Source organism: Pleurocapsa sp. PCC 7319 (assembly GCF_000332195.1).
GTDB lineage: Bacteria > Cyanobacteriota > Cyanobacteriia > Cyanobacteriales > Xenococcaceae > Waterburya.
Genome location: NZ_KB235919.1, coordinates 334,817 through 348,153, shown reverse-complemented (window position 1 = coordinate 348,153; position 13,337 = coordinate 334,817). Strand labels below are relative to the sequence as shown.

At 37.2% G+C, this 13,337-nt stretch carries 10 protein-coding genes; 2 read left to right on the top strand and 8 right to left on the bottom strand.

Annotation, left to right across the window (positions count from 1 at the left end):
* Positions 1–90: 90 nt before the first annotated feature.
* The 4 genes from PLEUR7319_RS0102910 to PLEUR7319_RS34015 all read right to left on the bottom strand — a co-directional run bounded on the left by PLEUR7319_RS0102910 (position 91) and on the right by PLEUR7319_RS34015 (position 6,239).
* The gene (locus PLEUR7319_RS0102910; RefSeq protein WP_019503709.1) at positions 91–2,349 is read right to left on the bottom strand and encodes an NHLP family bacteriocin export ABC transporter peptidase/permease/ATPase subunit; all 2,259 of its coding nucleotides are present in this window, start codon (positions 2,347–2,349) and stop codon (positions 91–93) included.
* Positions 2,336–4,369, bottom strand: coding sequence for an NHLP bacteriocin system secretion protein (locus tag PLEUR7319_RS0102905; protein ID WP_019503708.1), 2,034 nt, complete (start codon positions 4,367–4,369; stop codon positions 2,336–2,338). Before PLEUR7319_RS0102905 ends, PLEUR7319_RS0102910 begins: the two co-directional genes overlap by 14 nt.
* Positions 4,370–4,775: 406 nt before the next feature.
* Positions 4,776–4,967 carry a hypothetical protein gene (locus PLEUR7319_RS0102900; protein WP_019503707.1) on the bottom strand — a complete coding sequence of 64 codons (192 nt, stop codon included), beginning with the start codon at positions 4,965–4,967 and terminating at the stop codon, positions 4,776–4,778.
* A gap of 507 nt (positions 4,968–5,474) precedes the next feature.
* On the bottom strand, positions 5,475–6,239 hold the full coding sequence (locus tag PLEUR7319_RS34015) for a thiopurine S-methyltransferase (RefSeq protein ID WP_083892442.1): 765 nt from the start codon (positions 6,237–6,239) through the stop codon (positions 5,475–5,477).
* On the opposite strand from PLEUR7319_RS34015, the gene PLEUR7319_RS0102890 reads away from it, so the two are divergent.
* Complete coding sequence (locus tag PLEUR7319_RS0102890; protein ID WP_019503489.1) at positions 6,166–7,608, top strand: IS66 family transposase; 1,443 nt, start codon at positions 6,166–6,168, stop codon at positions 7,606–7,608. The two genes, PLEUR7319_RS34015 and PLEUR7319_RS0102890, sit on opposite strands and share 74 nt — an antisense overlap.
* A gap of 146 nt (positions 7,609–7,754) precedes the next feature.
* Here the strand turns inward: PLEUR7319_RS0102890 and PLEUR7319_RS42455 are convergent, their stop codons facing one another.
* The 4 genes from PLEUR7319_RS42455 to PLEUR7319_RS34010 form a co-directional block, all read right to left on the bottom strand.
* Complete coding sequence (locus PLEUR7319_RS42455; protein ID WP_019503704.1) at positions 7,755–7,901, bottom strand: hypothetical protein; 147 nt, start codon at positions 7,899–7,901, stop codon at positions 7,755–7,757.
* Positions 7,902–7,930: 29 nt separating this feature from the next.
* Entirely contained in the window at positions 7,931–11,215 is a 3,285-nt protein-coding gene (locus PLEUR7319_RS0102875; RefSeq protein WP_019503703.1) for a type 2 lanthipeptide synthetase LanM family protein, read from the bottom strand.
* A gap of 318 nt (positions 11,216–11,533) precedes the next feature.
* Positions 11,534–11,866, bottom strand: a complete 333-nt coding sequence (locus PLEUR7319_RS0102870) for an NHLP leader peptide family RiPP precursor (RefSeq protein ID WP_019503702.1) — start codon at positions 11,864–11,866, stop codon at positions 11,534–11,536.
* A 167-nt stretch (positions 11,867–12,033) separates the two neighbouring features.
* Positions 12,034–12,399 (bottom strand): NHLP leader peptide family RiPP precursor, encoded by a 366-nt coding sequence (locus PLEUR7319_RS34010; protein ID WP_019503701.1) that lies wholly within the window; start codon positions 12,397–12,399, stop codon positions 12,034–12,036.
* Between the two features lie 389 nt (positions 12,400–12,788).
* Between PLEUR7319_RS34010 and PLEUR7319_RS0102860 the strand changes: the two genes are divergently transcribed.
* The gene (locus PLEUR7319_RS0102860) at positions 12,789–13,325 is read left to right on the top strand and encodes a hypothetical protein (protein WP_019503700.1); all 537 of its coding nucleotides are present in this window, start codon (positions 12,789–12,791) and stop codon (positions 13,323–13,325) included.
* Positions 13,326–13,337: the final 12 nt, after the last annotated feature.

The window sequence follows — 13,337 nt, the reverse complement described above, 5'->3', positions numbered from 1 at the left end:
CAAAATTAACAACCATCGGTTTATTTCTCCATTCTCCAAACTTCTTACCTCTGTGAGGGCGAACAGCAGTTCGCCCCTACCCACCCAAATTCATCCTTCTCCACTTTTAATTAGTTGGGCATAAACTCCTTCTTGTTGCCATAGTTCTTCGTGGGTACCCCTTTGGACTACTTTGCCTCTTTCTAAGACAATAATTTCGTCGCAGTCACGGATCGTACTCAGACGATGGGCAACGATTAGACAAGTACAACCTCGTCTTCGTAAATTACCATCAATAATTTTTTCTGTTTCTGCATCCAAAGCACTAGTAGCTTCATCCATAACCAGAATTGAAGGATTGTTGACTAAAGCACGAGCAATTTCTAGTCGTTGTCGTTGACCACCACTTAAATTGCCACCTCCTTCTTGCAACTCAGAGTTATAAGCCCCTGGTAGAGAATTAACGACATCTTCAATGGCAGCATCCTGGCAAGCCTGTCTTAAATGTTTATCGGCGACAGTTTTATCCCATAGAGTCAAGTTATCTCTTACTGTTCCTGTAAACAGAAAAATATCCTGTTCTACCATCGCGATCGAACTAGTTAATATTTGATAAGGAATTTTTTGTCTGAGTCGATTATCAAAGCGAATTTCTCCCGACCAGGGTTGGTAGAGTCCCGCAACTAATTTTGCCACAGTAGATTTACCAGAACCACTACCACCGACAAAAGCAATACGCTGTCCAGGTTTAACGGATAAAGATAAGTTTTCAATCAAGGGAGGATCGAGGCGACTATAACCAAAAGTAAGATTGTTTAATTCTATATATCCTTTTAAACGAGCAGATATAGGAAGAGTGATCTTACTATTATCTGCTCGCGGAGTTAATAAGAGTTTTTCTTTATTGTTAGTAGAGGATTCGGTGGGATTATTGAGTACATCATCCAAACGAATGACATTCCCTTCTAATTCTTGTATAGTTCCCGCAAAGTTGACCAGATTGTTGACAGGTTCTTGGAAATTCTTCACTATTGCTTGAAAAGCCACTAGCATCCCAATACTAAGATGTCCATCAACAACTCGCCAACCTCCAACTACTAACAGTAAAGCAGAGGAAAGAGCCGTTAACAGTACGGGTAATCCGGAAAGAAACTGATTAGCTACTCCCAATTCTTGTTGGGAATTAAGTGCTTTAGCATAATAACCAGACCATTTGGAGAAAAAGTCTGATTCTACTCCCGATGCTTTGAGAGTTTCGATATATTGAAGTCCTGCAATTGATGCCCCAGCAGCTTTACCATAATCCTGCATTAGTTTTTGGTTGGCATCTACTCGCTGACGATAAATCCAGCGAAGGGTCAAAATATTGATGGCAGCAAAGCTAATCACCATAATCGTCAGTACTTCATCGTACTGAAACATAACTACGGCAAAAAATACAATCATAGCTGTATCAATAATGGTGGTTGCTAGTTGTCCCGAAAGAACCTCTGCTACTTCGTTATTTAAACGGGTGCGATCGCTTATTTCTCCCGCAAATCTTTGAGCATAAAATCCGATAGGTAAACGAAGAATATGCCAGAGAAAACTACCAGACATTGCCACTGAAAGTTTAATTTGTAATCGACGCAGATAGCGTAATTGCAGTAGAGTTAATGCTCCTTGAAAAACTGCGGTAACTGCCATAGCTAAAATTAATGGACGTAGCCAATCCATTCTTCCCTGGACTAAAATTTCATCGACAAATATTTGACTAAATACAGGAATTAATAACTTAACCAGGGTCAGCAACAATCCTGCTGCCATACAGTAAGCCAAAGCGCCAGCTACAGATTGCAATCGCGATCGCAAAGAAACCAAAACATTAGGTTTCTTGCCTCCTTTACGAAACTCAACCCCTGGCTCCATGACCAGAACTACACCTGTATATCCTTCATCAAACTCAGACCAGGATACACTTCTCGGTCCACTGGCAGGATCGTTAAGATAAACTCGTTGTTCGCCAAGTCCCTCTACCACTAAGAAATGGTTAAACTGCCAAAACACAATGTAGGGTGGGGCCAGTTCTTGCAGTTTTTCTAAGCCTTTTTTCAGACCTTTGGTTTCTAATCCGTATCTTCTTCCTGCTTTGAGTACATTTGATGCTTTACTCCCATCGCGAGAAACACCACATTCTTGTCGTAGTTCGGGCAACGGTACGATACGACCATGATAACCAAGAATGATACCTAAAGCTGCTGCACCACACTCGACTGCTTCCATTTGCAAAACTGTAGGTGTCTTAACTCGCTGATTGGGTTGAGGCAGCAATTTTTTGAGATACCGCCAGATATCCTGGAGTTTTGGTGGAGAAATATTAGTAGATACCACTGATAGACCTCAAAATTGGAAAGACAAAAGAAATAGGTGCTCTTTCTTCTACTTTGACTCTGGCAGATGTGGTTGTTCCCGAAGAAATTTTCAATTTAGGTCCTTCAGAAGAAGACCACTCATAACCACTAAAAGTCCTGGGATTCAAGTCTAATTTGGCCGAAATTTGAATTACTACTGGTTCAGTTTCTGGGACTAAACCGGCAATTATTTGTGGATTTCCTACCACATTGGCGGCAGCTTCAGTAGTAATGGGGAATGAAGAAACTTTAGTTACCGTCCCTACTATGCCACCAAATCTTTCTCGCTTAATGGTTTGAGGCGTAACTTGGACTTCCATGCCAGGTTGAACTTTTTTACCATCTTTAACAGGGAAATAAGTCACACCTACTAGTTTGCCCTCTTGATTATCAGTATCGATACTGGCTAGGCGAGTTCCTGCTTCTACGACTTGTCCTTGATTGACAGTGAGTTCGAGAATTTTTCCTGAATGTTGGCTGACAATTTGACTTTCACTGTTGATTTCTTGCTGGATTTGAGCAATTTTACGTTCAACTTCTTGAATTTCTTTAGTACGATTTGTAGAATTTTCCCAGTCTTGTTGGGCTAAATTGGCTTTTTTACTGTCTAATTCTTGAATTTGAGCTTGGACATTTTTAACTTCATTCAAATTGGAAAGATATTGCTGAAGAGCGTCCGCTTCTTGAACATCCAACTCTTTTAATTGAGCTTCAACTTCATCAATGCCACTGATATTATCGTAGTATTGCTGTCTCGCTTCCAGCAAAACATCTTCAGAAATTGCTCCTCTTTCAAATAGCATTTGCCGAGTTTCCAATCTTTGCTTAAAAGTCGGTCGCAACTCTTCTAAAGTTTGCTGACGCTGTTGTAAGTTTTGACGTTGACGTTGAATAGCTGATACTCCTTTGTCTTTTAGAGTAGGAGTTAAATCTTCTAAAATCTGTAATCTTTGCTCTAAAGTTTGGCGTTGTTCTTGAATTGCTTGTAAATCTTGATTTTTGCGTCGATCTTGAACTCCTTCAGCCTCTGTGTTTTGCTTTTTTAGTTGAGCCAATTGAGCCAAGGCTAATTCTAGTTCTTCTCGGCGATCGCTACGATCAATAGTAGCTATGACATCTCCTTTTTCAACTAGCTCACCATTTTTAACTTTTAAATCTATTAGTTGTCCCGAACTTTTTGTCTGTACAGGAACCACAGTACTGGGATAAACTAACACCCCTGCTCCTTGAATTGTGACGGGAATACGTCCAAAAATACTCCAAGTTAAGGCAGATGCTCCCAAAACTCCTAGTGTAGCTAGAGGAATCCAACTTTTAGGATTAACTACCCGCATTAATTGATCCAGTCGTTCGGGAGAAGATAAACGCTCTAATGATTCTTGCCGAAACATTTTGTTTTCTTTTTTGGCAGTAGAACCATCTTTTTGTTTAGATTTTTCGGGCTTTGCCGATTCTGAAGTTTGAGTATTTTCTTTTGTTTCTCCGTTCAATTTAGGCAAGAAAATTTTAGTAAATAATCCTGGACTAAGTTGAAAGTGCCTCTTGCCAGCAGAACGAATCGAATCGGCGATCGTTTCAATTGAAGTACTTTTAAGTAAATAACCCCGAGCTCCAGCTTTTAAGGCTTTCTTGATATCATCCTTATTATCGGAGGAACTTAGAACGAGAATTTTGCAACCAGGAAAGCGCTTCACTATAACTTCTATAGTTTCGAACCCATCCATTACAGGTATTTCCACATCCAGTAAAACTATCTCTGGCTGTAAAGATTCTATTAAGTTAATCGCCACTGCACCATTAGTAGCTGTCCCTACTACTTCTAACCCAGCTTCTGGCTCAAGTAACAATTGTAGATGTTGACATATAGATTGTTGAGCATCAACAATTAAAACTCGAATATTAGGTGCATCTAGATTGAGATTAGGATTATGTAAAACATTACGATCTGATGTAGAGGAGTTTATATAGTTATTATTTACTTCAATCTGGTTATTATTCACTTTGAAATTAAACCTAATCGTATATAGTTATTGCTTAATTAGTTAGTTGATGGGAGATAAAACAGTAACCAATGTTTTTATGAATACTTAAACAATATTTTATATAGTTTTAATGAAATTTGATAAGCCCAAATCAATTACTAACTTGCAATAACTATATAAAACAAAATAGATCTAAACAATGACTAAATTTTGGTAATTAATGCAGTTTTTTCAGTCATGTCACTAAAATTTTGTTCCAAAATTATGTTTGATACATCAAAGCTCCCTAAATTTAAAATATTTAGAGAGCGAGGGAGACAAAAACTAGTAGTAATTTAGCAAAATATTGCTTTCAGATAATCTAACTACTAGTATCAGATCAATAATTTCTTTCTACTGAGATATTTGTATAATCTCCTGCTAGCTAGTGCCATGTACCTTTCTTTGATGTTACATTACCATGTTTATCTTTGTGCCATACTGTTCCCGTAAAAGCTCCACCAGTTACATTTTCTAGATCTTCTTCAGATAAGGCTTCAGAAGTTTCTGGCTCCTGAGGAGTTTGATTTTGATTAGCTTCAAATTCTTGTTCTTGACGAGCTTGATTCTCAGACATACTTTGGTTTCCTTTTTTAAATAACTATAGTAAAGATTGAATTGATATTTACAAATGTGATTTGTAAACGAGATTTTTTCAGTTTTTAATTGACTTTGTAAAATCTACTATTCAACCTTATACAACTAATATAATAATTTTTTAATTACTATGTAATGCATTATTTAAGAATTAAAATTTAATATCTTTAGTTGTACGAAAGGATTTTTAAATTAATTTTATAAATAAAAAAAAAGATATAATAATAGCTCATCACAATTTATATTTATAATCAAGAAAATACATTATGCTGAAAAATAAAAATCTATAATAGCAATTAGTAGAGAGGGAGCATCCCACTTTTTCGATTAAGTAATTATACTCATTGCTAAAATGACCTTTTTTCCAAGGTTTTTATACACTTGACAAAAAACAGAAATTAGGGGTGTGCAAAAGTGGGATGCTCCCTAGTAGATAGACTTTGCGATTGCTCTACTCAGTCTAAAAATTGTTAATAAATCAGTTTAATCAAGGTGTTAGAGCAAATTTAAACGTATCCAAAAAGCTTCCCCTTTTTCTAGCAGCAATTTTAGTTAAGAAAAAACCGTGTTCTATAAGAAAATCTAGATTAAACTTTTCTACCATACGATGTTCTGGCAGTTTTGGTTGCTCGATGTGGTCGATAATGTAGCGATCGCCATAATAACTTTGAACTTCTTCAGGAGTAATACTAAACGGTGGTGTATTACCTAAATAAGGCTGAAATTCCAGAGTAATTAATAAACACTTAGAACCGACTGACATTAATTCATCAATTTTTTGACGATATTGCTGACGTAAATTTATTGGTAATGCTACTAAAGCAGCCCGGTCATAAACAAAGTCGATGTGACCAACTTCTCTGGGTGTCAAATCAAAAAGATTGCGATTAAAAATAGTAATTCTTTCCGCTTCATAGCAATCATCAGTTGTTTTTTGATATGGTAAGTTTTGCTCTTGAAAAAATTGTTTGATCGCTTCTTGTGCCAATTCTACGCCAATTACATGAGCAGCGTGATCGCGAAACCATCTTAAAGCATTGTCTTTACCACATAGAGGAACTAAAACTCGCTGACTCCTCAAAAAATAAGCTGGTGCGTAATTTAAAAGTAAGGATTCAGGTATTAAAAAGAGAGATAAGGTTGCACTCGTTAAGAAAACTGGGTAATGTAACGGTAAGATGAACCAGGAACCTGAGTTAAACGAACTAGAAAAACTCAACCAGTTGTCAAAAAAGGAACTGGTGAAGCTCATACTGAGTCAACAAGAAATCATCGAGCAGCTAAAAATAGAAATAGAGAAGCTAAAAATAAGCAGAAGCCTAGACAGTAAAATATCGTCAAAGCCTCCATCATCAGATTTACTCAAAAAACCAGAAAGAAAAGAAAAGTCATCGTCTCAAAAACCGAAAAAAAGTCCCGGGGGGCAATTAGGACATCAAGGGAAAACAAGAAAAGGATTTGGGCGAGTAGATCGCTGCGAAGTACTCAAAGCAGAAAAGTGCTTGAGTTGTGGAGAACTGTTAGCCTCAGCAGAATCAATCAAGATTGAAACCAACTCAGCAGCAGTATTAGTAGAAAGACCAATAGAAATAGTTGAGTATCAACGTCATCACTCTCTATGTCAGTGTTGTGGAGAAATAACATCGCCACAATGGTCTCATCAGATTGTACCAGGACAAGACTTGGGAATTAAGTTACAGGGATTACTAGGATGGCTAGGAAACTATGGGCATCTACCCTATCAAAAGCAGCAGGAACTATTGCGGGAGTTAGGTCAAATTGAAGTTGGATTAGGAACTTTAGTTGCCAGTAACCAAAGAATTTCAGCAGCTATTAAGCCCAGCATTAGTGAACTAGAAGAATGGATTAATCAGAATCATCCAACCTTAAATATTGATGAAACACCTTGGTCAGTAAGAGGATTAAAAGAATGGTTGTGGGTGTTTGCTAATCCGAATTTTTGCTTATTTCGAGCGGGGGATACTCGTTCGAGAAAAGAAATAGAAGACCAACTAGGCGCGCAGTATTCGGGAATCATTATCTCCGATGATTTCAGCGTGTACAATGGCTATCCGGTCGCAGCACAACAAAAATGTCAGGCTCACTTACGTCGTCACTGTCAAAGACTCATGAAAACACCAGGAATTGACAATGGATCAATGGGACTAGCTTTGACCGAAATTGTGGATTCTGCTTTTCGACAACATCGATTATGGCGTGAAAATAATCATCGGCAGCAATATCTCGATTCTACTACGCAATTAAAAACTCAAATCAATTTAGCTTTGAGTAAGTGGAGTGAGAAGGCAGGTTATGAAGCTGGTAAATTATTACGGAATTTGAAATTAAAAGCAGACCAATGGTGGTATTTCTTAGACCATCCAGAAATTTCGCCTGATAACAATCTCGCCGAACGTGCTTTAAGATTGGCAGTCACTAAACGAAAAATAAGTGGTGGTTCTCGCAGCATGACACGATTTCAAGATACAGCTAATTTATTGAGTGTGATTCAAACCTGCCGTTTTCAGGGTCGCTCTGTGATGGATTTTTTCACTCAAGCTTTATTGGCAACTATCGGTGTTATCGATCGCCCTTCTTTAATCCCTCAATTTAGTACCTGAATTCTTACATTTAAAACATAGGGATGAATATCACGGCGATGAAAGCTAGTCTTGGTTCCGCCTTCTTGCCAAGATTTTTGCCAAAATTCGGGTTGCATTGTTTACTCCTGGAATTATTTTTTGATAAATACGAGCTATCCTGTTAATTAATTTTGATAACAACGTTCGAGAATTTGTCGTTTTTTCTGCTCTTGATTTGCTACTTTCTTGTTTATTTTCTTTAGCTGCTGATTTTTTTTTATTAACAAATATTCAACACGCTTCCAGTTTTCAATATTCTCTTTCTGTGACATATTTTGTCTCTAAAATGATTCAATGATTATTACTTCCACAACAATACCGAGGGCAATGAATCTGGATAACCTAAACGCAATAGCTCATACCCAATTCCAGCAACACCTCGAAAAAAACCAGGATTATATACATTCCTGAGATTTCCAGCAAAGAAACAAAAAGACCCCGTTTGCTTTGCTCTAGCTATAGCTTGTGCTGCTTGTTTTTGAGCAGTTTTTTGTAATTCTGGACGCAATAACTCTGAAGCAGCTACTAATAACATCTCTATTCTGCCAAAATTCCCACAGCAAAGATGGTCTAGGTGCTTTGTTCCAACTCGTTGTGTCGTCTTTAAGGCAACAGCAATATCCTGCCTAATTTCCTCCGTATCTATTACCATCAAACTCCCTAAACGCGCTAAACCAATACCTGTGGCACCATGACACCAACTACTCATCGAATAAGAGTTTTCGTTTTTAATGGTAAATGAACGTAAATCCGGCCAATTGCCTTTAATTGGAGAAAAGACGCTCTGCTCATAGGCAATTGCCTCCTCTGCACCTTTTAGAAAAGATAGCTCTTGTGTAGTTTCGTACAATCGTAGTAAAGCGTAAGCAATACCTGCTGCACCATGAGAAAAGCCCGTTAATAATTCATTATCTAAAGTTGACCAAGACCTAAATGCAGAATTACTAGCAACACGATTATTCAAAAGATGATATCCACAGGCAGTAACTTGCTCTAGAATAGCTGGATCGAGAGTAGCTTGGTATAAGGCTAACAAACCTAGTATTGCTCCTCCTGTTCCTCGCATTAGGTCAAAGTAACGATCTTGGGTAATCATTTCTCGGTGGATTTCCGAAGCTATAATTCTGGCTGAATCTAATAGATCTGGCTCATTCAAAAATTGACTGATTCGGACTAATGCATAAACGATAGATCCCGCTCCAGTTGCTCCACCAATTCCTATTCGTTTGATGATTTTTGAGTAAGATCTATGCTTTTCGTCCTGTAAATTTTTTCTGACTTGTTGTACAGCTCCTAATGCTAAATCTCGAAAATCAGAATTTCCAGTTATTTTTGATAATGCTGCTAGAAATAAAGCGACTCCACAAACCCCGTCATATAGACTATCGGTCAAAGGCTGAAGTTGTAGCTGCTCAGCTCCAGGAATGTACTGCATACCAATCCAAGTAACACTACCGTCAGTACCGTAAATTGCTCGTTGTTGTAGTTCTTGGGCGATCGCCACAGCTTCTTGAACCATTTGCGATCGCGTTAAGGAAACAACTGGTTCAAAACTCAGATGGGGCTTGCTATCCTGACTAGATTCTGTTTTGTTTGGCTTACCGACAAACCGCAGACATAAAGAAGATCGAATGAGAGAAATTTGCTGTACTAAGCTTTGCTTATTTAGCTGCTGTAAATTAGTAATTACATCACTATAACTAGGTTTTTGGAAATACCCTGTAATACTAAGGTCAGAACTTACAGTCAAAGAATCACTACTTGAGTCTGCGATGAAATAAGGAATATCTAATTGTTCTAGAGCTTGTTGTTCCGATCTCAATAGCGACCAAGCAGGAGGCTTGGTTTCGGCTACTAATAGTCCTTGCTTCAGCATATCTAGCTCGATACTGCGATCTATTCCATGCCGTAAAAAGTTGGGATGTAGAGTTTTGGCTAGGATACTGACATAGACTTGAGTACTTCTAAATACAAATCGTACTCGCTGATGTGCCAAAGCAGCTAAAGGACTATCAGAAAGAAGAAGCTTTGTGCTTCGTTCCATGAGAAATTGATACATCTGCTCAAATCCATCTACGATTTTTTCAACATATTTATCGGGAGAAACTGTAATGCCATTTAATGAAGGTGCATTAGTCTGAGTTGGTATTGTGGCTGCCATAGTTCCAGGTTCGTGTACTAGTTCCATCTTGTCAGTATTAATATGCCGCCACTTTGGTATCTTTACAGAAATCTCCTGTTTCCCAATTCCCCCCAAACCGCTGACATCATAGGCTACTTGTTTATCCGCATCAAAATCCCATTGCGGCAGTAATCCGACTTTAAGCACAGAGTTCTCAATAAGTTGCTGCGTGGCTAAAAATTGCGCTCCTGCTTGTTCTTCTGTACAAGCAAAATTAACTACGCGAGGATGTAGTAAAGTTTCTATGTCTATTAATACTGGATGTTCTCCACTGGCAATCAAATTTTCCTGATGACAGTCAGTTCCTCCTAGAATATAAACTAGACATAAAAGCATTCCAGCACGCTGATAATATCGCTCTGCCCCTGCTTCATCTTCACAGGATGAATGTTCGACATACTCAATCCAGCCATGAGTGCTGCGATTAATGACTTTAAGTAGTCGCAAAGGTAATAAAGATTTCTCGGCGTTTAACCAATTTAGTAACTTGAAATAAGCTACTTCCAAAGATAAGTTTTTTGGTTTATAAATCAGATTTAGACCAGAGGCAAAGGTAAGAGCCATTACATAACGCCCTTGATTGTGAGAGTCAGACAGACAGGGCTTAATAGAAACGACTTGATCGGTATCTTTTAAAAAAGTTTGTTCAATAATTGGTAAATCTGATTTTAACCGTCGAATAAATTCTGAAGTTGCTTCTACCCAAAAATCTATAGTGACCGATACTAAACGAGCTAGAACGCTATACTTTTTGAAGAAAGCCAGCAATCTTCCTGTGGTTAGCCCATTGACAAAGTTTTGGTATAGCTCGTCAGAAACACTATCTTGCAGTTGCTCTAGCAAAGAGGTCAAAGAAGACTGCTTTAATGCTCGAAAAATTGAAAATTCCGACTGTAGACATGGAAGACAAATAGATACCAATTGTTTTAATAGAGAACGTTCCAGACTAGTAAAAGCTTCTTCTGAAACTAGTTGATAGCTATTGTCTGTCTGGGAAAATAATTTTTGACGTGCGACCCGAATCAATAGCAAAAATACTTCTTCAAAGGGAATTGGCTTTTTGGGGTCAAAACAACGGTCAGTAAGGTCATTTTTTATATTTAACTCACTGAGCAATATTTCCTGCAAAGTTTTTGTCCAGTCAGGGAGAGTTTGTCCAGCAGCTAAACAAATATTTCCCAAGACATAACGAATCTTTTCTAGTTCAAGATCTGACCAAGCTAGACGTTTGGCAAATTTTTCTAGATCGCCTTTGGCAACAGTTTGACACCATTTCTCAATGCGAGAGTTAATTAACTTATCATCTATTTGTTCTGGGTCGGGAATAAAGCGATCGCTCAATCGCTCATCAATTGTACTAGCTTGTACGACAATTGCGAGCAAATCTGCTTGAGAAATTTTCATTTATAGTAATTTATTTATGTCAATTAAGTCTGCTTCTTGAAAAGCTGCCAGACCAATTTCTAAGTTAAATTATCTGAATTGTTACTTCAATCAATCGAATACTTATCAAAACTACTATCATGAGCTGTAGTTATAGTAAATATTCGATTGAAAATAATAAAGTGGATAGATATACACAAACTATAGATGAGTTCTCGACAAATAGCACAGCCTAAAACAAAAAACATATCATTTTTTTTCTTCACCTACCCACTTAGTTGAAGATGCTAAAGAAAGCTAATGCTATTCTGATTCAGAAGCTAGCAGCAACGATTGGCTTTATTCAAAGCAACCTTCTACCCCCGACCAAGCTGTTTTAATTAAAGTAAACGCCTCCGAGATAGTTCCCCCAGCTACAGTTTCTAACTGCTCTTGAGAAATTTCTTTTTCATCGACGATAGCTGGCTTAGCGGGCAGTACCATATAAAGAGTAGTGGGACTTTCTTCTACTACTTGGATTTCAACTTCCTCGGGAATGCTGTATCCAGTTTCTTGGCTGAATACAGCTTTAGGATTGTTTAGTAGTTCTTGCTTAAACAATTCATCTTGCCATGCTTTGGCAATAATTTTTGCTTCAAGTTCGTTGCGATTGAGAGTATTTTGTTCAGACATACTTAGAAATCTCTTGGTAAAGTGTTAGTGATGACTTTTTACGTTAAGTTATATGGTTAGAAAATATGACAAGAAATTGCCAATGATTAAGTAGATAGACACAAAGAAAATTAAACTTCACCGTCCTTATAGGGTGGCAATACGCTAGAAATGTCTAATATACCCGATCAATCTGGCATCTCACCGTTAATAAGCACTTCTCCGCATCCTTTTAATCCTTTATGAATTGTGTGTGTGAAGCCGTCAACAAAATCATCCATAAAACCACCTCCAGCTACAGCTTCTAATTGTTCTTGAGAAACTTCTTCTTCATCGGCAATAGTGGGCTTTGTAGGTAGTACCATGTACAGAGTAGTAGGATTTTCTTCTACTACTTGAATTTCAATTTCATCGGGAATACTTTGACCCATTTCTTGACTGAATACGGCTTTAGGGTTATTTAATAGCTCTTGCTTAAAAGCTTCATCCTGCCAAGCTTTAGCAATGATTCTCGCTTCAAGTTCGTTGCGATTGAGAGTATTTTGTTCTGACATTTGCTTTTAATTCCTAGTTTTAGATATTAGTTATAAAGCCAAATAAATTCTTATTACTAAACTCTTGATTAATATTATTCGTATTTAAAAAATACGACTGTTTAGCATAACTTTTATTTATTTAAACTTTATAATCTAATTTATAAAAATTCCTAGAGAATAAAACAACTCACTTTTTTTATTTGATCGTAAACTTTTTTCATTTTAGCTTTTTATTGGTAGTTTATGTATAGATGTTTATAGCAACTTATTTCTAAACAATTGTTATTTTCCACAATATTTAATTCATTGTAGTCAAAAAAAATATTTTATAGACTACATCAATAAAGAAATATTAGTCAAATCAATGTTTTTTTTATTTTTGATGAGGTTACAGTGAGATTTCGTTTATGTTTTCTACCACAAATATCGATCGCAAAATTATCAAGACCTGTATCGCTTCAGAACAGAGTATGCATCCCAGAATTTTTTGCCGGCGATTGTTTGGATTAGAAGATGTTAGAGAAAATGGCAGACCACGCTACACAGAAAAGGAGATCGTCTTACTAGAATCCGAACATGGCTATCGAGAAAAATGTATTAACCTGATTGCTAAAGTATTAAAGATAAAGCCAAATACTGTTCATCGTTGGGGTAAAGGAGTTGAATTCGATAAAATCCCCCCAGACAAGCAACAACAGTATGAAACATATCTTGGTTATGCCGATTTACTGAGATTATTAGCAATGGGAATGGTTAGAGAAAATAAGAATTTGTTACTAGATCTTGTGCCTAGTTCTAAGTCTATTTTTTTAGCAAGCGAATCACAAAATAGATTTCGACAACAAAAATTTTATGGTAAATTCTTTGAACGACACTCAAGCAATTACCAGAATTTTGCTCTGAGTTCATCAAGGGAAAATTACTCGTCTCGCTACACAGTTTAATGAATACCAAAA

Excerpts from the sequence above, each read along its gene's own strand:
- PLEUR7319_RS0102900 (WP_019503707.1), bottom strand. The coding sequence starts at position 4,967 with ATGTCTGAGAATCAAGCTCGTCAAGAACAAGAATTTGAAGCTAATCAA.
- PLEUR7319_RS0102890 (WP_019503489.1), top strand. The coding sequence starts at position 6,166 with ATGAACCAGGAACCTGAGTTAAACGAACTAGAAAAACTCAACCAGTTG.
- PLEUR7319_RS34015 (WP_083892442.1), bottom strand. The coding sequence starts at position 6,239 with ATGAGCTTCACCAGTTCCTTTTTTGACAACTGGTTGAGTTTTTCTAGT.
- PLEUR7319_RS42455 (WP_019503704.1), bottom strand. The coding sequence starts at position 7,901 with ATGTCACAGAAAGAGAATATTGAAAACTGGAAGCGTGTTGAATATTTG.
- PLEUR7319_RS0102875 (WP_019503703.1), bottom strand. The coding sequence starts at position 11,215 with ATGAAAATTTCTCAAGCAGATTTGCTCGCAATTGTCGTACAAGCTAGT.
- PLEUR7319_RS0102870 (WP_019503702.1), bottom strand. The coding sequence starts at position 11,866 with ATGTCTGAACAAAATACTCTCAATCGCAACGAACTTGAAGCAAAAATT.
- PLEUR7319_RS34010 (WP_019503701.1), bottom strand. The coding sequence starts at position 12,399 with ATGTCAGAACAAAATACTCTCAATCGCAACGAACTTGAAGCGAGAATC.
- PLEUR7319_RS0102860 (WP_019503700.1), top strand. The coding sequence starts at position 12,789 with ATGTTTTCTACCACAAATATCGATCGCAAAATTATCAAGACCTGTATC.